Below are 18,083 nucleotides of genomic sequence, written 5' to 3'. Positions count from 1 at the left end.
CAGATGCCCCAGCACGTGCCCCTGCCGCTGCGCGCCACGGCCCCACCCGGCGCGCGGCATCCGCAGCACGACCCCCCACACCCTCGCCGCATCGTGTTCCTCGCCCACCGCGACCTCGGCAACCCGGCCGCGGGCGGCTCGGAACTCCTGGTCGACCGGCTCGCCGAAGGACTGACCCGCCGGGGCCACCAGGTGACGCTGCTGTGCGGCGGCCCGGCCGCCTTCCGCGACTACCGGGTCGTCTCCGCCGGCGGCGAGCACGCCCACTATCTGCGGGCGCGCTCGGCCTTCGCCCGCCAGGTCGGCGACTGCGACCTGCTCGTCGAGGTCTGCAACGGGATGCCGTACCTGGCCCCGCTGTGGCACCGCGGCCCCACGCTCTGCCTGGTCAACCACGTCCACACGGACCTGTGGCGGATGCGGCTGCGCGGTCCGCTCGCGCCCGCCGCCCACATCGGCCGAAGACTTGAGCACTGGGCGCTCTCCGGTGCCCAGCGCCGGAATCTGCTCGTGGCCGTCTCGCCGTCGACGGCGCACGCGCTGCACGCCATCGGCGTGGACCGGGACCGGATCCGCCTCGTGCCGAACGGCGTCGAGGAGCCGGGCCCGTGCGCGGACCGCTCCCCCGACCCGCTGTTCCTCGCGATGGGCCGGCTCGTCGAGTACAAGCGGATCGATCTGCTGCTGCGCCTGTGGGAACGGGTGCGTCCGGTGACGGGCGGCCGCCTCGTGATCGTCGGGGACGGCCCGGAAGCGCCACGCCTGCGCCAACTGGCGGGCGAGGGCGTCGAGTTCACCGGTCACGTCTCCGAGTCGGAGAAGCACCGCCTGCTCTGCGAGGCCTGGCTGCTCCTGCACCCCTCGGCCGTCGAGGGCTGGGGCCTGGTGATCACCGAGGCGGCGGCGCGCGGCACACCCGCGGTCGGCTTCGACGTGCCGGGCGTGCGCGACTCCGTCGAGGACGGCGCCACCGGACTCCTCGCGAGCGGCGAGTCGGCGTTCGCGGCGGCCTGGTGCACGCTCGCCCTGTCCGGGCACCGCCGCGAGCTGATGGGCAAGGCGGCCCGGGAGCGGGCCTCGGGCTACCGATGGGCGCACACCGTACGGCAGTTCGGCGCGGTGGCGGCGGAGGCGGTGCGGGGCCGGACGCCATGACGGCGTCCACGGGGGTCAAGGGAGCCAAAGGAACCAAAGGCGTCAAAGGAGCCAAGGGCGTCAAGGGATCCGTCGGTTTCCGGGATCCCTCACCCGCCCGCTCGCTCGCGCTCTTCCGCGCGTTCCTGCGCGAGCAACGCGACCCCGAGACGTGTTACGCGCTGCTCGCCCGGGACGCCGCCGACCAGGTCGAGGCGTACGGGAAGGTGGCCGGGAAGCTCGTCGTGGACGTGGGCGGCGGCAGCGGTCACTTCACGCGCGAGTTCCGGGCGCGCGGCGCGCAGGCCCTCCTCTTCGAGCCGGACACCGGGGAGCTGGGCGCGGACCCGCCGGCCGGCACGGTCGTCGCGGACGGCTATCTGCTGCCGCTGCCGGACGCGTCGGCGGACGTCACGTTCTCCTCGAACGTCCTGGAGCACGTCGCCGACCGCGACACGTTCGTGAGCGAGCTGGTCCGGGTCACCCGGCCCGGCGGCCTGATCTACGTCGCGTTCACCAACTGGCTGTCCCCGTGGGGCGGTCACGAGTGGGCGCCCTGGCACTATCTGGGCGCCGACCGCGCGCAGGCCCGCTACCGGCGGCGCACCGGCAGATCGCCCAAGCACACCCTCGGCGAGAACCTCTTCGCCCACCACATCGGCCCCACCCTGCGCCATGTGCGCGCCCGCGACGACGTGTCGGTCGTCGCGGCGCGCTCCCGCTACTGGCCGTTCCTCAGCGAGGCGGTCACGCGGGTCCCCGGCGTGCGCGAGTTCGCCACCTGGAACCTCCTCCTCATCCTCAGGCGGTGTCCATGACGACCATGGTCCAGGCCCCACCCGCCGCGGCGACGCACCCGGAACCCGAGCCGGGTCCGCGTTCGCGCCGCTGGCTGTTCGCGTTCTGGGCCGTGCTGTTCGTCGCGTTCTGCGCGGCGGCGCCGGGGCGTGCGACGTTCGAGACGAAACTCGGCGTCTCGCAGGCCCCCTGGAAGTTCCTCGGTGACCTCGGCGAGCTGTGGCACGACAGAGCCGGTTTCGGCGGGATCTCCGACCAGTACATCGGCTACGCGTTCCCGATGCTGCCGTACTACGGGCTGACCGACCTGCTCCAGCTCCCGGTGTGGCTGGCCGAGCGGCTGTGGATGTCGATCGTCGTGACCGTCGCGTTCTGGGGCGCCCTGCGGCTCGCCGAGCGCCTGGGTGTCGGCACCGACCGCAGCCGGCTGCTCGGCTCGGTGGCGTACGCGCTGTGGCCGACGTTCACGATCGTCGTCGGCTCGACGTCGGCGGCGGCGCTGCCGGGCGCGTTCCTGCCGTGGGTGCTGCTTCCGCTGACCAACCCCCGTACGACAGCGCGCATTTCGGCGACCCGCTCGGCTCTGCTGATCCCGTTCATGGGCGGCGTGAACGCGTCGTCGACGCTGGCGTCCCTCCTCCCCGTCGGCCTGTATCTGCTGTCCCGGCCGCCCTCCGTCCGTAAGCGCCGGCAGATCGCCTGGTGGCTCCCCTCGGTGGTCCTGGCGACGGCCTGGTGGACGATCCCGCTCGTCCTGCTCGGCATCCACGGCGAGAACTTCCTTCCCTACGTGGAGAGTTCACAGACCACGACGGAGACGATGTCGGCGACGGAGTCGCTGCGCGGCTCCGGGAACTGGGTGGCGTATCTGCACCTGGGCGACGCCTGGCTGCCCGCCGGCTGGTCCGTGGCGACATCGGTGGTCGTCATCGTCTGCTCGGCGCTGGCCGCGGCGCTCGGCCTCGCGGGCCTGGCGCGCCGCGACATCCCCGAGCGCCGCTGGCTGCTGCTTACGGTCATGGCGGCGGCCCTCATCACCCTTGCCGGATACGGGGGTTCGCTCGGCGCGCCCTTCCACGACACGGTGCGGTCGTGGCTCGACGGAGGCCTCGCCCCGTTCCGCAACGTCTACAAGTTCCAGACCGGCCTGGCACTGGCTCTCGCGCTCGGCATCGTCCACCTCGTGGGTGTGGCCGCCGATCCGCGCGGCGCCCGCCCGGTGCGCGGCCGCCGGTACGCCACGCTGATCGCGGCGATCCTCATCGTGCCGGGCCTCGCCTGGCCGTACCTCAACGGCTCGATCCTCCAGCCGGGTTCGTTCCAGAAGCTCCCCACGTACTGGCGGACGACGGCCGACTGGCTGAAGAAGTACTCGCCGGACTCCCGCGCCCTCGTCGTGCCCGCGACCGCCCACGGCATCTATACGTGGGGCTCCCCCATCGACCAGCCGCTCGACGTGCTCGCCGACTCCCGCTGGGCGCAGCGCGACTACGTCCCGTTCGGCACCCGCGGCAACCGGCGCGCCATGGACGCCGTCGAGCAGGCCCTGATGAGCGGCACCCAAGTGCCGGGACTCCAGGACTACTTGAGCCGCTCTGGCCTGCACTACGTGGTGGTCCGCGGCGACCTCGACCCCGACCAGTTCGGCTACGTCCCCACCGCCACCGTCAAGCGCACACTGACCGAGTCGGGTTATCAACGGGTGACCGGGATCGGCCCTCTGGTCACGGGCGGCCGCATCGCCGAGAAGACGCCGCTCCAGATCGAGGGCCTCTACCCGCGCAGCCGCGCCGTCGAGATCTACGCGCCACGGGCCACCGCCCACCGCCCCGGACAGGCGGGCCTGCTCCCGGTCGGGAACACGGCGGAGGTCAGCGGCGGCCCCGAGGCCCTGCTCCGGCTCTCCTCCGACCCGTCCTTCCTGAACCGCCCCGCCGTCCTGACCGGCGACAACCATCCCGGCATCGGCAACCCCGCCCTCCGCGTCGCCGCCGACGGCCTGCGCCGCGCGGACACCCGGTTCGGCCTGGTCAACACCAACACCTCGTACCCGTACACCCCGAAGGAACGCAACAGCCCGAACGCCTCCGAGAACCCGGGCGAGCCGCCGAAGCAGATCCTTCCGACCGACAGCGTCGCCCATCAGACGACGGCCGACATCCAGGGCGCCCGCTCGGTCACGGCGTCGTCCAGCGGCAACTGGCTGCTGCACCTCCCCCAGTTCGACCCGGTGAACGCCTTCGACAAGGACCCCGACACCGCGTGGACGGAGGGCGCCGCCGACTCCGCCAAGGGCGAATGGGTCCGCATCGACTTCTCCGGGCCGACCCGGATCCCCGCCACGATCCACCTGACACCGCTGCCGCAGGACAACGTGCGGGCCACCCCGACCCGCGTACGCATCGAGACGGACAAGGGCTCCACGACGTCCGACATCCAGCCGTCCGGAAAACGCCAGGCGATCAAGTCCCCTGCCGGCAGGGCTCATTGGCTGCGCGTGACGATCCTCGACACGCAACGCGCCCGCCCCGGACTCACCGGCGCAGGCTTCACGTCCATCGACATCCCCGGCGTCAGGGCGACCCGCGCGCTGCGCCTCCCGGCCGACTCCGAGCGGGCCGACCAGTACTCCTTCCACCGCGCCACGAGCGACGGCGGCCTCACCCTCACCGACACCGAGCGCGCCCTCAACCGGGTCTTCACGACGACCGGCGAGTCCACGTACGACTTCCAGGCGACGGCCTCCCCCGCCCCAGGACCCGCACTCGACAAACTCCTCTACGCCCTGGCCCCCGACCAGCGCCGAAAGATCACGGCGACCGCGGACTCCACGGCCGAACTGGGCCTGAACACCACGCCCCGCAACCTCACCGACGGCGATCTGACGACGGCCTGGATCGCGGGCGACGACCCCACGATCCATCTGCGCTGGCCGGACAAGCAGCCCGTCTCCACGCTCGTCCTCGCCGGGGCCGGCGGCCTCACCACGCGCCCCGAGAAGATCGAGATCAGCAGCCCGGACGGCGCGGCGGTCGCCGGGGTCGACGAGAACGGAGTGGCCCGCTTCGACACCATCACCACGAACCGCCTGGACATCACCATCACGAAGTCGGCCCCGCTCAAGGTCCACAACCCGGTCGCCGACAAGGACCTGCAACTCCCGGTGGGCCTCACCGAGGCCTACATCCCCACCCTCGACGCCTACCGGGTCGAACAGCCCACGCCCGACCGCCGGTTCAGCCTCCCCTGCGGCAAGGGCCCGACGGTGACGATCGACGGCACCCGCCACCGCACCTCGGCGAGCGGCACCCTGCGGGCCCTCACGGAACGCCGCCCGGTCACGGTGAAGCTGTGCGGCGACGCCCTGGACCTCCCCGCGGGACCGCACACCATGAAGACGTCGCCCGGCGGCCCGCTCTCCCTCACGGACATCACCCTCACGAACACGACGGCCACCACACAGGCGGCGCCCACCGTCCGCGGCCTCACGATCCGCGACTGGCTCGGCGACCGCCGCGAAGTACGGGTCGCCGCGGGCGAGGCGACGTACCTGACCATGTACGAGAACGCCAACGACGGCTGGGAGGCGACCCTCGACGGCAAGAAGCTGTCCTCGCTGCGCCTGGACGGCTGGCAGCAGGCGTGGCTGATCCCGGGCGGCGCGAGCGGCACGGTCAAGCTCTCCTATGCCCCGGCCCGCACGTACGAGATCGGCCTGTTCGCCTCCGGCGCCGCGATCCTGGCGCTCGGCGCCCTGTGCCTGTGGCGCAGGCGCGACACGGAACAGACACCCCCCGAGCCTCCGCCGGCCCCGGGCCTGCTCATCGGCACGGCGCTGCTCACGGCCATCGGCATCGTGATCGCGGGCCCCTGGGCGGCCCTGGTCCCGGCCCTCGCCCTCCTCGCCTGGAAACGCCACACCCTCCTCGTACCGCTCGCGTTCGTGGCGATGACGGCGGCGGGCGTAGTGGCGACAACAGGCGCGGCCGAACCGGTGCGGGAGGGATCAGGCGCATTCAGCACGACAGCCCAACTCCTGTCACTGATCGCCTTGTTCGCAGCATTGGTGACCACCGATCAAGCCCCGCGCCTGGCAAATCAAGCCCGCCTTTCGAACGAGAGCCAGCGGGGTCCGGGGCAGAGCCCCGCGGCCTCGACCGAGTCGACCGACCCGCCACGGAAGGGCGCCACGCCATGACCACCCTGGACCGCCCCGCCCGCGGCAAACGAACCACCCGGATCCCCTTCCCGACCGTCGACGAGGTCTCCCGCCACTGCCTCCAGGACCGCGAACCCGAAACCGTCCACATCGAGATCCACCTCACCGCCCGCCCGGACCCCACCCGCCTCACCCACGCGTTCACCGAGGCCCTGCACCACCACCCCCGCATCCTCATGCGCGAGGCCCCCCGCCACTGGTACAGCAGGCGCTACGAGTGGGAGCTGACGCAGACCCCTGACGTACCCCCCGTCTCCTTTCCGGCCTCCACCCCGAACGCCCTGCACGAGGCCCGCACCCGCTCCCTCGCCGACGCCCCGCCCCTCACCACGTCCCCACCCATCCGCCTGGAGGCGGTGGAGGACCCGCGGACCCGCACCACCGTCCTGTTCCTCACGATCAACCACACCGCCCTCGACGGCCCCGCGTGCCTGCGCGTCGTCGCCACGGCGGCGGAGCTCTACTCCGGCCGCGACAACTCCCCGCCGCCGTCCGCTCCCCCGGCCCCGGGCCCACGCCCCCCGCAGGACCCGCCCTCCCCCTGGTCACGCCCGGCCCGCGTCTCCTCCGGCACCCCGGACCCCCGCCCCGGCAACGGCCTCCTGGTCACCGAACTGTCGGTGCCCCGCCGCCCCAAGGGCGCCCCGTACACGGTCAACGACCAGCTGATGGTGGCCACGGCCCGCACGGTCGCCGACTGGAACGAGGAGCACGGCACCCACCACACCCGCCGCCCCCTGCGCGTCACCATGCCGGTGGACGACCGCCCGCGCGACACGACGATGCCCATCGGCAACGGCACCCGCCTGGTGGAAGTCGCCCTCACCCCGGCCGAGTTGAGCTCTCCGACCCCCGATCTCCTGCGCCTCACCGCCACCCGCACCGCGGCCCTCAAGTCCCAGCCCAGACCCCAACTCGGCCACGGCGCCGCCCTGTTGACGAGCCCGTACGCCCCTGTGGCCTGGCGCGCCGCCGCCACCCGCGCCCTGCGCACGGCGGCCGCCCCATGGACGTCGACCACCCTGCTCAGCAACATCGGCCGCGTCCCGTACCCGCTGGACTTCGGCGACGGCGGCCGCGCCCGCGCCGTCTGGTTCTCGGCCCCGGCCCGCATGCCGCGCGGCCTCACCTTCACGACGGCGTCCACGGCCGGCCGGCTCCACCTGGCCCTGCGCTGGTCGCGCACCCTGCTCGGCCCCGGCGACGGGGCCCGCCTGCGCGACCTGTTCGAGCAGCACCTCCACGCGACGCAGGAGGAGGCACCATGACCACACACCCCGAACTCGACGCTCTGCCACAGGACTTGAGGGACTTCTACGAGAACCCGGACGTCCCGGTGGCCTCCGGCTCCCCCCGCACCCGCCGCCAGGCCCGCATCCTCGCCGCCGCCCTGTCAGGCACCCGCCACGCCACCGTCCTGGACATCGGCTGCGGCGACGGCACGGCCGCGGCCACCACCGCCCGCCTCCTCCCCGGGGCCGACGGCCACCGCCTCATCGGCATCGACTGGTCACAGGACGCGCTGCGCCGCGCCGCCTCCCGCGTCCCCCATGTCGTACGCGGCGAACTCACCGGCCACGGCCTGCCGTTCGCCGACGCGTCGGCCGACGCGGTCCTCCTCTCCGAGGTCGTCGAGCACCTCGTCGACCCCGACGCGGCGCTCGACGAGATCCACCGCGTCCTGCGTCCGGGCGGCCACCTGATGCTGTCCACCCCGAACCTGGCCGCCTGGTACAACCGGGCCCTGCTCCTCGCCGGCGTGCAGCCCGTCTTCTCGGAGGTGAGCCTGCGCGCGGTCCACGGCAGGCCGGGCACCGAAGTGGTCGGCCATCTGCGTCTCTACACGCCGCGCGCGCTGCGGGAGTTCGTCGCCGCGTCGGGCTTCGACGTCGTACGCCTCACAGGGGCTCCGTTCCACGGAGTGCCCCGCCCGCTGCGCCCCCTCGACCGGCTGGCCTGCGCGGCCCCGTCCCTCGCCTCGATCCTCCTCCTGCACGCGCGAAGGACGTGAGGGGCGATGCCCGCCGTGGCATGGGGAGTCGGCGCGGCACTGCTCGCCAACACGCTCTACAGCGTCGGCTTCGTCCTGGAGAAGCGGGCCCTCACCCGGCTGCCCGAAGTGAGCGTGCGCCGCCCCGCCCACCTCCTGCGCCAGGTGGTGACGAGCCCGCTGTGGCTGGCCGGATCCATCGCCCTCGCCTCCGGCTTCGGCGCCCAGCTCGCCGTCTACCGGACGCTTCCCATCGCCGCCGCCCAGGGCATCTTCGTCTCGGGCCTGGTCCTGCTCCTGCTGCTTTCGGCCCGGCTCCTCGGCGAACACACCTCGGGCCGCGAGCGCTACGCCATCGGCGCGATCCTGGCGGCGCTGCTCATGGTCGTCCTGTCCCTCCAGCAGGATTCGGACGCGGTGGGACACACCTCCCCCGCACCCCTCATCCTCCTGGTGTGCGTGCCCTCGCTCGCGGCGGGCCTGTCCCTGTACGCCGCCGCTGAACGCCGGGCGCGGCACCGCCACCGGCTCCCGACCACGGGCGTCGAGTACGGGGTCGCAGTGGGCCTGCTCTACGGGGTCAGCTCGCTCGCCATCAAAGGCGTGTCGGGCGTGCTCCCGGACATCCCGGCCCTGTTCGCGTCCCCGTACCCGTATCTGCTGATGTGCACGGGCGCGTTCGGCCTCGTCATGTCGCAGGCGGCCCTGCAACGCTGCCGTGCCTCGCTGATCGTCCCGGTGTGCACCACGGTCACCTGCCTGTTCACGGCGGTCCTCGGCACGCTCGCGTTCGGTGAATCGCTCCCCCACGAGCCGGTCCGCCTGACGCTGCGCGTCACGGGCACGGCCCTCGCGGTCGCCGTGCTGCTCCTGATGCCGAAACACGACACCCCCACACAACCGGACCAAGAACCAAGGGAGTTGCTCCCGCATGAACCCTGACGACCCGCTGCTCAAGATCCTCGCCTGCCCGCTCGACAAGGGGCCGCTGCTCCTGCTGCCCGCACCGGAGGGCGACGCGGGCGACTGCCTCTACAACCCGCGGCTGCACCGCCGCTACCCCATCGTCGACGGCATCCCGCAGCTCCTCCCGTCGTCCGGCGAACAGGTCCCGGAGGGCGAGCACGAGCAGCTCCTGCAACGGGCGGAGCAGGCGAAACGGGCCCTCCCATGACGACGCTCGCCGCCCGCCTCGCCCCCTGGCTGCCCGCCCGGCTGACCGCGGCGACGGCCCGCGCCCTGTACCCGCGCTTCGAACCCGAGCTGACCCGGCTCGCCGACATGCTGCCCGCCGCGGGAGCCTGCGGCACGGCGGTGGACGTCGGCGGCTGGTACGGCCCGTGGACCCACCGGCTCGCGGACCGGGCCCGCCGCGTGATCACCCTCGAACCGGTCCCGCACCTGGCCCGGGTGCTCGCCGCGTCCGCTCCCGCGAACGTGCGGGTCGTCCGGGCGGCGGCCAGCGACCGCCGCGGCACGGCCCCCCTGTGGCAGCCTCCGCACGACGAGCGCGGCGAACGCGGCGTGTCCTCCCTCGTCCGCCGCGACGACCTGCACGCGCCGACCGGCCGCGAGGTCCCGTGCGTGACGCTCGACGAACTCGCCCTGCACGACGTGGACTTCATCAAGGTCGACGTGGACGGCGCGGAGCTGCGGGTGCTGCGCGGCGCCCGCACCCTGCTCGCCCACGACCGGCCCGCCCTCTTCATCGAACTGGAGACCCGCATCCAGCCGATCACCCCGGTCGTCGCCCACCTGCGCGCCCAGGGCTACGAGGGCTGGGTCCTCCCCGACACGGACACCGACTGGCTGCCCCTGCCCTCCTACGATCTGGCGGCCCATCAGCGCGGCACCGCCCACATCGCCTCGCAGGGTCTGCTGCGCCGCGCCCTCACCCCGACCGGGCGCCGCCCGCGGTACGTGAACTCGGTGCTGTTCCTTCCCGACGGGCGGGCCCCCGGCGGCGTACGCCACCATGGAGCGCATGCCCGGACGCCCCGCTGACGCCCCCTTCACCCCGCTGGACTTCCAACTGGTCCTGCTGCGCCGCATGGCCGACCACAATCCGCAGCTCGTAGAGACCGCCCGCGCCGACCTCGGCGTCTCCGTCGCCGACATGCGGGAGGCGAACCGCCGCTGGCAGGCGAAGCTGCACTCCCGCCACCCGCGGGCAGCGGTCTCCCGCTACCGGTCCGTCCTGGGCACCCCGGAGCGCACCCTCATCCGCAAGGTCGGCGACCTGGAGTGCGAGGCGCTGCTGTGGCCGGTGCCACTCTGGCCCGACCTGCGCTTCGAGGTGCTGCTCGCGCCCACGGGCGGCATCTGGAACGAGTGGCTGATCCGCACCCCCGGCGCCCCGGGCCCGGCCCTGCGCACCCTCGCCGATCTGACGCCCTGGTCCTGCACGGTGGACGAAGCGGCCCGCGCCTTCGCCCCGGCCCGCCCCCTCGAAGGCTCGGCGCCCACCCGCTGGGGCCTGGCGTTCCGCGCCCCGGACGAGGCGGGAACCCCGCGCGAGGTGCGGGCGGAGTTCACGTGGGGACTGCTCCAGCGCTGGTACGAGGCGTAGCCCCGGCCGGCGTAGAACACCGGAAACGAACAGGGGCGCAGTTGTTCCCTTGAACAGGTGATCGTCGTCCAGAAGTTTGCGTCGAAAGCCCGCGACGAACGATGCTTACGGTGCGCAAGCAACGGGCTGCAGACCGTAGCGACCGCATCGCGATGCACATCTCAAGTCCCAAGTCCCACATGCACTTTGCATCACCGGTGCACTTTGCATCATCGCTAGGAGAACGCGACACATGAACGTCATCACCGACATCCTCGCCGGCCTCGCCCACTTCGTCGGGTGGCTGGTGTAACACCGTCGGACACCGAAGCGGCGCCGTCTCCCCCGTCCCACGGGAGGCGGCGCCCCGGCGTTTGCGGACCCGGCCGGCCTACTCCAGCGAGCGCCCTCCCGCGCGCGACCGCAGGATGCCAGAAGGGTCGCCACCCGGCGAGCCCACCACGGTCCGCGCTCTCGGGAGGATCTGCCATGACCGCCAGTCTGGAGCAGTTGCGCCGCTGCCACTTCGCCGTCGATCTGGGTGCCGCGCGCACCCGCGTGTACGTGAAGGGCGCGGGCCTCGTCGTCGATGAACCGAGCGCGGCGGCGGTCAACACCCGCACCGGCGCGCTCATCGCGGTCGGCGAGTTCGCCGAGAAGATGACAGGCCGCACCCCGCACTACATCCGCGTCGTACGCCCCGTCTCCGGCGGCACGGTCGTCGACATCGAGATGGCCCAGCGGATGCTGCGCCATCTGCTCGGCGACAAGCTCCGCCGCACCCTTCGCCGCAAGCCCCGGCTGCGCGCCGCGGCCGCGATCCCGCACGACGCGGACCCGCTGGCCCAGCGCGCCGCCGTCGAGACCCTCATCGGCCTCGGCGCCCGCCGTGTGGAACTGGTCGACACCCTGATCGCCGCCGCGGTCGGCTGCGGCCTCCCGGTCGAGCAGCCCGAGGCCACGATGATCATCGTCTGCGGCGCGGCCACCACCCAGATCGCGGTCCTCTCGCTCGGCTCGATCGTGACGGCGGCCCGGATCCCCGTCGGCGGCGACGCCATCGACCACGCGGTCGTCCAGCACCTGCGCCAGCACCACGCGCTGATGCTGCCGTCCCAGTCCGTACGCCCCCTGCAACTCGCCCTGAGCGGCAACGGCCTCACCCCGCAGGGCCCGGAGCAGACCGAGATCCACGGCCGCGACGTGGCGACGGGCCTGGCCCGCTCGGTGCACGTGGACACCGCCGCCGTGCGCAGCGCGATCCACACCCCGCTGACCGCCGTCCTCGACGGCATCGGCAGGGTGCTGCGCGATTGCCCGCCCGACCTGGTCGCCGACCTCACGGAGCGCGGCATCATGATGGTCGGCGGCTCCGCTCTGCTGCCCGGCCTCGACCAGATGCTGCGGGCGGCGACGGGCGTCCCGGTACACATCGCCGAACGCCCGGACGTGTGCGCGGTGCGCGGACTCGGCGAGATGCTGGAGGGCAGAATCCGCCCGATGACCCTGAACCCGCTGGCCGACTGACCGGGATCCCGGTCGCCTCTGTCTCCGCTTCCCGTCGGCCCGGCGTCAGCCGCCGGCCACGAGCACCACGCCTGCGCCGACGACGAGCACGGCGAAGCCGACGAACGCGAGCACGAAGAGGAAGAGCTTCCCCGCCGACGGGCCGGGTTCGTACGCCCGCTGCTCCTGAGGAGCACGCTCCGGTGAGGCCACTCCCGACTCCTTCTCTCGTACCGCCGAATGTTTCCTCACCGTATGCCCCGTCTCGAACCGCCGGACGGCCGGGGCGGGTCTCTCGGGGGTCGGGGCTCAGGCGGGAAGTCCGGTGGCGCCGAGGGCGAAGTCCAGGTTCCCCACCCCGTGGTTGGCGAGGCCCACCGTGACCACGCCCGCTCCCTCCAGCCAGTGCGCCATCTTCAGGCCGCCGACGTCCAGCGGGCGCATCCCGAGGCTCTCGACGAACGCCTCGACACCGGCCTTGGCCTGGGCGCTGTCGCCGGCGATGAAGACGTCGGGCCGGCCCTTCTCCAGGACCTGACGGAAGACGGTGTTGAACGCCTTCACCACGTCGGCGCCGGCCGGGGCGATCTTGGCGACTTCCTGCGCGATCGAGGTCTCCTCGCGGTGGGCGAGCCCGTCGAACGTGGAGTTGAAGGGGTTGCTGATGTCGACGACGACCTTGCCCGCGAGCGCGTCCCCGTACTGGGCGACGACCGGCACGACACCGTCGTACAACAGGGCCACGATGACGATGTCCCCGGCCGGGGCGGTGCCCCACTCTCCTGTCGTGGCGCCGCCGCCGAGCGCCTTGGCCAGGTCGGCGGCCTTGGCCTGATCGCGGCCCATGACCTCGACGGTGTTGCCGCCCGCTATGGCCCGCGCACCGATGGTGCGGGCCATGTTCCCGGTGCCGATGATGCTGATGCCGCTCATGAGATGCCCTGCCCTTGGGTTGTGTACCGCTCGGTTCAGATCGCGGTGGTGCCGCCGTCGGCGACGAGTTCCATGCCGTTGACGTAGCTGGAGTCGTCGGAGGCGAGGAAGAGGGCCGCGGCGGCGATCTCGTCGGGGTGACCCATCTGGCCGCGGGGGATGAGGGACTCGAACTGGCGCTTGGTGGCCTCGTCGAAGAGTTCCGCCTGCTTGGCGGTGGCGACCTGACCGGGCGTCAGGACGTTGACGCGGATGCGGCGGTCCTTGAGCTCGTTGAGCCAGACGCGGGCCCATGCCTGCTGGACGGCCTTGCTGCCCGCGTAGACGCTCCAGCCGGGGAAGCCGCCGAGGGAGGCGTTGGAGCCCGTCATGAGGATGGAGCCCCCGTCGTTGAGGAGCGGGAGCGCCTTCTGGACGGTGAACAGGGTTCCGCGGGCGTTGAGCCCGAACCAGGTGTCGAACTGGGCCTCGGCGATCTCCCCGAGACGAACAGCTTCGCTCCGGCCAGTGCCATGCCGGTGGTGCCGCCGGTGATGACCGCGACCTTGCCGTCGAGCTTTCCCATAGCCATTCCCTTGGGTCGGTGGTGCCGTGCGCACCTGGGGCGACGATGTTAAGTACACCGTCCCGTGTACTTACGGTACGAGGCGGGCCGCCCCGGCGCAACTATGTACACCGGTCGTTACCCAACCGGGGTACGATGGGTCCATGACGGAGTTGGAGAAGGGCCCCACGGGCACACGGCGCGGCCGAGGAGCCCGCGAGCGCATCGTCAGCGCGTCCCAGCGGCTGTTCCGCGAGCAGGGCATCAACCGCACCGGCATGGACCAGCTGTGCGCGGCGGCCCAGGTGTCCAAGCGCACGGCCTACCAGCACTTCACAAGTAAGGACGAACTCGTCGCCGAGTACCTGCGCCGGTTCGACCCCGCCGTGCTGTCCGACGTGTTCGACCGCACCGACCTCACGCCCCGCGAGCGGCTCCTGGCGGCCTTCGACGTTCCCGCCACCACCCCGCTGTGCCCCTATATCGCCGCCGCGGTCGAACTCCACGACCCCCAGCACCCGGCATCCCAGGAGGCACGCGACTACAAGAAGGCCGTCGCCGCCCGGCTCGCCAACACCGCCCGCGAAGCCGGCGCCGCCAACCCCGAACAGCTCGGCGAGCAGCTCGCACTGCTCATCGACGGCGCAGCAGCCCGCACCCGGGTCCTCGACGCCGACGCCTTCCCCACCGCCGCGGCCATCGCCGCCACCCTCATCGACAACGCGATGCCCCCTGGGGCGACTCCCTTGGAGTGACAGATGGCCCGCCACGGTTTCCGTGACGGGCCATCAGGTTACGTTCTGGCTGGTCAGAACGATTCTGCTCTACCAGCTAGTGGTGGGGCGGGTGGGACTCGAACCCACGGCCGACGGATTATGAGTCCTTGACCGCCGATCTTGATCTTGATCGCTCCGTTCGCGTTTCAGCAGGTCAGGGGCCAATTTCCCGCTCTCGCGCGCCGACCCCTGCAAGATCATTAGGCCGCTTTCTGGCCCCTTCTGGTCCCACGCCGGTCCCTCAGGGCCTGTGGGTGCACCGCGTCGCGGTCGACTTTGTGATGCAGCGGACCCGTTCGCGCAGCTCGGCGAGCTTGTCGATGACGGGTTTCGAAGTGAGGGTGAACGGAGTGCCTTACCGGCGCAGCGGCTCGTCGGCCCCTGTGCCCGGGACTCAAGCTATGCGGCTTTTCGCTGGTCAGCCGCTTACGCCGCAGGTTAGCTCGCGGCGTACTGCGAAGGAACGGATTCGTCGTGATCGCGAGGGCTGCGGCCAGGATCCCGTAGCCGGGGTGCTGCGACGTCTCGTACCGCGTGGAGCCTCGGCCACGGAGCCAGGACAGGCGCCACGGGCACGTGTCAGGCTGGATAGCGGGCCTGCGTATCTGGGGCGCATCTGCGAACGAAGGGGCCGCAGGATGGACGCTGAGGGGACTGAGTATCCGATCCATCCGGTGATGCGGCCGCGCCTGTCGGTCGAGGAGCTGCTTGCGGCGAAGAACGTGCAGCCGATCCGGTCGCTGGACGACTTGCGGGCGGACACGTTCGAGTCGGACGAGGAAGTGGAGGAGTTCATCGCCTTCATCTACGCCGAGCGTCACCGCGACCTGGCCTGACTGGAGTGGTCACATCCCGCACAGACTCGATCACATCCCCGTGCGGGGCTCATCACCCGCCGTATGCTGGCATCACACGGGAAGGAGCCTTGCCATGAGCGTCGACTCGATCGCGAGCACCGAGTTCCCCGAGGGACACGTGGTCTTCTTCGGCATCGACGGAAAGATCATCATGACTCCGCAGAGCTTCGAGCACTCCAGCACGATCAAGTCGATGCAGTACGACACGGTCGTGTCCCTGGGCCGCCACGCGAAGACCCCGTCGGACGTCTACATCGACTTTCCCGCGGACGAGAACTCCGCGCCTGACCTTGCGATCTTGCGCCAGGACGCCCGCCGCGAGGGCGCGCGCTACGGCTTCGAGGATGTCCTGCTGATCGCCGAGGTCGTCTCGGTCTCCTCCGCCCGCAAGGACTACGACGACTGCACGGCGAAGTACGGCCGGTACGGCATCCCCATCTACCTGGTGGTGGACCCGTACGCACGCGAGGTGGTCCTGCACACCGAGCCCACCGGGAGTGGCTACGCCACCACGCGACCCCACCGTTACGGCACCGGAAAGCTCCCCATCCCCCTGGCCGACGGCCGCACGTACAGCCTCGACCTCGACGAGCTCCCCCTGCCGGAACAGGAAACCGGACTCGGCTGACACGCCCCGGGCCGCCTCGCCAGGCAGACGATTCGGATAACGGAATCAGCAGCCACGCTCTGTCCACGCCAATCGAGTCGGACGACGGCGAAAACCGCCCGTTGAATCTCAAGGACTACCGGCACTTCCAGGAGAGGCACGGTCTTCGGATTCTTGGCGAGGAGTAGCTTCCCGCCGTGCGGCCGACGGGCACCTGCGCTGCCCGGCGGCTGAGGGCTGGCGAGAGCGACGCGGCCCGCCATCGCACAGCACGCCCTGTCACGGTGCTACGCCCTCACGTCGTGGAGTTCCCGGCTGGCGCTCAGGCCGAGCGGCGGTACGTCGAAGTGTGCGCTCATATACCGGGAGGCAGGGGACGGGAAGGACCTGGAGCAGGTCAGCGCCCGCTCGCTGCCGGCGATTCCGCCTCTTTGGGCCACGACCGGTTGTCCGCCGTCGGTGATTCTGATGCCGAGGGGCGGCGGGGATCCTTCTCCTCTTTCGCCGAGTTGCCAGCCGTCGCCGAGGAGTTCGATGTCCGTGCGTGACGGGTCGACGATGACCTCAAGGGTGCTGTGCAGCCCGGCCGGGTTCACGACGACACCGTGCTGCCAGACGACGTACCCGTCTTCGTCGTAGAGGATCTCCGGGCCGGCGAGGAGCCTGGGCCTCGGCGCGGCGATGTCCTGCTGTGCTGCTTCGGGCGTGTTCTGTTCGCCGGTCCCGTCGAGCATGCGCGTGATGTGGAGGCCGAGGGGCTTGATGTAGATGTCCAGGAGGGCCTGGTGGGGTTCCACGTCTCCGAAGTCGGCGGTCCATCGCATGGTGTTCCGTGTGCCCTCCGGGGCGGGCAGGGCAAGCACCGCAGCGGGAGATCCGAAGGGCCGGAGAGTGATGCCGACGGGGGTGAGCGGGTCGGTCTCCTCCCACTCGTCGTCGAACATTGCGGCCTTCGGGGCTTCGGGGCCCGCCTGGACTCCGAGGGAGAGGGTGAGTCCGCGTACGCCGGCGATCAGGCCGTCATGCCAGACGAGGGCCTTGGGCGAGGAGTGGAGCAGTTCCGGCTCAAGGAGCACGCGTGGTGGTGTGCGTGGTGCGGTGGTCATGGCGCTCCGAGGATCAGGGGGAGATGTCGCAGTTGACCTTCTTCTCGTCGGACAGTAGTGAGTCGAACTCGATGCCGCGTGCGTATGGTTTCACTTCGATGCGGTAGACGCGCTGGTTGTCGTTGCCGCACTTCTCGTCCCGGACGACGCGTGACACCCGCGTGTAGTCCTCCCGGTATGGGGAGCGGATCCAACTCGTTTCGTCGGGAAATACGATGCAGAGGGACCCTGGACAGGTGCTCTGCAGTCTCGTACGGACGTACTGGGGCTTCGAGTTGCCCTCACAGGTCTGCTCGGCACCCCACTCCAGGGTGTTGTTCACCGTTCTGGGGCCGGTGAAGTGCCCGACGCAGTAGTCGGAGAACGGGATGGCACCGGAGCGTTCCTTCTTGCCGAATCCGATGATCCAGCTGCCGTCGTCTCGCACGTCGAGGTGTGCTTTCGTTTCCGGCCCGGATTCAGCAGATGCCGGGGCCACACCGGCGGTGGCCGCGGTCAGTGCGAGGCCGAGAGCGGCGAATACGCGGAGCTTGGACATGTGAACTGCTCCTTCGGTGAGACCCAGAGGCTCCCGCCGAGGGGCGGGAGCCGTGTCGCTATGCGCGGTCGAAACTACGGAGAGTGGCACGGCAGGGCATGCGGTGAGGTCCACTCGGGCGAGCCGGCGCCCGGCGACGGGGGCCGAAACAGAGCCAGTGACACTGCCGGGGTAGATGATCTGCCGGAAGGCCTGGTTGGCCAGGGCTGACGCGGCACCGGAGAGTGGTTTCGATCAGTCCACGGGCCGGCCTGGAACGTCCACGCCGAGCGCCTTGCGCAGCCCCGCCGACGGCACTCGTGTCGTGTGCCCCAGGCGCAGCGTCGCCACCGGGAACTCTCCGGCGCGGAGCAGCTGGTAGGCCTTCTCCTTGCTGATCCCCAGCGCCCTGGCCGCCGTCACCACATTCACCGTGGCCGGGAGCGCCAGGAGCTCCTCGAGGCCCATCCTGCCCTTGGGCCCGGAGGGGTGCGGCACGGTAGGTGTCGCGTGGGAAATCGAGTGGAGCATCTCGGTTGCCGCCAATC

At 71.4% G+C, this 18,083-nt stretch carries 18 protein-coding genes and 1 pseudogene; 13 read left to right on the top strand and 6 right to left on the bottom strand.

Annotated features, from left to right (window positions below):
- The first annotated feature begins 3 nt into the window (after positions 1-3).
- The 10 genes from ACP4E5_RS30690 (at position 4) to ACP4E5_RS30645 (ending at position 12,216) form a co-directional block, all read left to right on the top strand.
- Positions 4-1,155, top strand: a complete 1,152-nt coding sequence (locus ACP4E5_RS30690) for a glycosyltransferase family 4 protein (RefSeq protein WP_425834287.1) — start codon at positions 4-6, stop codon at positions 1,153-1,155.
- A complete protein-coding gene (locus tag ACP4E5_RS30685; RefSeq protein WP_425834285.1) occupies positions 1,152-1,952 on the top strand; it encodes a class I SAM-dependent methyltransferase in 801 nt (266 codons plus the stop codon). Before ACP4E5_RS30690 ends, ACP4E5_RS30685 begins: the two co-directional genes overlap by 4 nt.
- Entirely contained in the window at positions 1,949-6,130 is a 4,182-nt protein-coding gene (locus tag ACP4E5_RS30680; protein WP_425834283.1) for an alpha-(1->3)-arabinofuranosyltransferase, read from the top strand. Before ACP4E5_RS30685 ends, ACP4E5_RS30680 begins: the two co-directional genes overlap by 4 nt.
- Positions 6,127-7,419, top strand: a complete 1,293-nt coding sequence (locus ACP4E5_RS30675) for a condensation protein (protein WP_425834281.1) — start codon at positions 6,127-6,129, stop codon at positions 7,417-7,419. Before ACP4E5_RS30680 ends, ACP4E5_RS30675 begins: the two co-directional genes overlap by 4 nt.
- The gene (locus tag ACP4E5_RS30670; RefSeq protein WP_425834279.1) at positions 7,416-8,162 is read left to right on the top strand and encodes a class I SAM-dependent methyltransferase; all 747 of its coding nucleotides are present in this window, start codon (positions 7,416-7,418) and stop codon (positions 8,160-8,162) included. Before ACP4E5_RS30675 ends, ACP4E5_RS30670 begins: the two co-directional genes overlap by 4 nt.
- 6 nt (positions 8,163-8,168) lie before the next feature.
- Positions 8,169-9,083, top strand: coding sequence for a DMT family transporter (locus ACP4E5_RS30665; RefSeq protein WP_425834277.1), 915 nt, complete (start codon positions 8,169-8,171; stop codon positions 9,081-9,083).
- Positions 9,073-9,315 carry a Trm112 family protein gene (locus ACP4E5_RS30660; RefSeq protein ID WP_425834275.1) on the top strand — a complete coding sequence of 81 codons (243 nt, stop codon included), beginning with the start codon at positions 9,073-9,075 and terminating at the stop codon, positions 9,313-9,315. The genes ACP4E5_RS30665 and ACP4E5_RS30660 overlap by 11 nt, the downstream gene beginning before the upstream one ends.
- A complete protein-coding gene (locus ACP4E5_RS30655) occupies positions 9,312-10,145 on the top strand; it encodes an FkbM family methyltransferase (RefSeq protein ID WP_425834273.1) in 834 nt (277 codons plus the stop codon). The genes ACP4E5_RS30660 and ACP4E5_RS30655 overlap by 4 nt, the downstream gene beginning before the upstream one ends.
- The gene (locus tag ACP4E5_RS30650; protein WP_425834271.1) at positions 10,117-10,710 is read left to right on the top strand and encodes a hypothetical protein; all 594 of its coding nucleotides are present in this window, start codon (positions 10,117-10,119) and stop codon (positions 10,708-10,710) included. Before ACP4E5_RS30655 ends, ACP4E5_RS30650 begins: the two co-directional genes overlap by 29 nt.
- Positions 10,711-11,178: 468 nt before the next feature.
- Entirely contained in the window at positions 11,179-12,216 is a 1,038-nt protein-coding gene (locus tag ACP4E5_RS30645) for a rod shape-determining protein (RefSeq protein WP_425834269.1), read from the top strand.
- A gap of 45 nt (positions 12,217-12,261) precedes the next feature.
- Here ACP4E5_RS30645 and ACP4E5_RS30640 read toward each other — a convergent pair whose 3' ends face one another.
- The 3 genes and pseudogenes from ACP4E5_RS30640 to ACP4E5_RS30630 all read right to left on the bottom strand — a co-directional run bounded on the left by ACP4E5_RS30640 (position 12,262) and on the right by ACP4E5_RS30630 (position 13,693).
- Positions 12,262-12,408, bottom strand: coding sequence for a hypothetical protein (locus ACP4E5_RS30640; protein ID WP_425834267.1), 147 nt, complete (start codon positions 12,406-12,408; stop codon positions 12,262-12,264).
- A gap of 96 nt (positions 12,409-12,504) precedes the next feature.
- Positions 12,505-13,128, bottom strand: a complete 624-nt coding sequence (locus ACP4E5_RS30635; protein ID WP_425834265.1) for an NADPH-dependent F420 reductase — start codon at positions 13,126-13,128, stop codon at positions 12,505-12,507.
- A gap of 35 nt (positions 13,129-13,163) precedes the next feature.
- Positions 13,164-13,693, bottom strand: a pseudogene (locus ACP4E5_RS30630) (SDR family NAD(P)-dependent oxidoreductase).
- A gap of 143 nt (positions 13,694-13,836) precedes the next feature.
- Between ACP4E5_RS30630 and ACP4E5_RS30625 the strand changes: the two are divergent.
- From ACP4E5_RS30625 to ACP4E5_RS30615, 3 genes are all read left to right on the top strand, one after another.
- On the top strand, positions 13,837-14,427 hold the full coding sequence (locus ACP4E5_RS30625) for a TetR/AcrR family transcriptional regulator (RefSeq protein WP_425834263.1): 591 nt from the start codon (positions 13,837-13,839) through the stop codon (positions 14,425-14,427).
- 659 nt (positions 14,428-15,086) lie between these two features.
- Entirely contained in the window at positions 15,087-15,284 is a 198-nt protein-coding gene (locus ACP4E5_RS30620) for a hypothetical protein (protein ID WP_425834261.1), read from the top strand.
- 94 nt (positions 15,285-15,378) lie between these two features.
- Positions 15,379-15,933 (top strand): Uma2 family endonuclease, encoded by a 555-nt coding sequence (locus ACP4E5_RS30615; RefSeq protein WP_425834260.1) that lies wholly within the window; start codon positions 15,379-15,381, stop codon positions 15,931-15,933.
- Positions 15,934-16,199: 266 nt separating this feature from the next.
- Here the strand turns inward: ACP4E5_RS30615 and ACP4E5_RS30610 are convergent, their stop codons facing one another.
- The 3 genes from ACP4E5_RS30610 to ACP4E5_RS30600 all read right to left on the bottom strand — a co-directional run bounded on the left by ACP4E5_RS30610 (position 16,200) and on the right by ACP4E5_RS30600 (position 18,033).
- Entirely contained in the window at positions 16,200-17,018 is an 819-nt protein-coding gene (locus ACP4E5_RS30610; protein WP_425834258.1) for a hypothetical protein, read from the bottom strand.
- 13 nt (positions 17,019-17,031) lie between these two features.
- Positions 17,032-17,556 carry a hypothetical protein gene (locus ACP4E5_RS30605; protein WP_425834256.1) on the bottom strand — a complete coding sequence of 175 codons (525 nt, stop codon included), beginning with the start codon at positions 17,554-17,556 and terminating at the stop codon, positions 17,032-17,034.
- A gap of 234 nt (positions 17,557-17,790) precedes the next feature.
- Positions 17,791-18,033 carry a DNA-binding protein gene (locus ACP4E5_RS30600; protein WP_425834254.1) on the bottom strand — a complete coding sequence of 81 codons (243 nt, stop codon included), beginning with the start codon at positions 18,031-18,033 and terminating at the stop codon, positions 17,791-17,793.
- Between the last annotated feature and the right edge of the window lie 50 nt (positions 18,034-18,083).

It is taken from the genome of Streptomyces fractus, from assembly GCF_049844455.1.
GTDB classification, from domain to species: domain Bacteria; phylum Actinomycetota; class Actinomycetes; order Streptomycetales; family Streptomycetaceae; genus Streptomyces; species Streptomyces fractus.
This window is presented reverse-complemented; position numbering and strand designations above follow the sequence as displayed.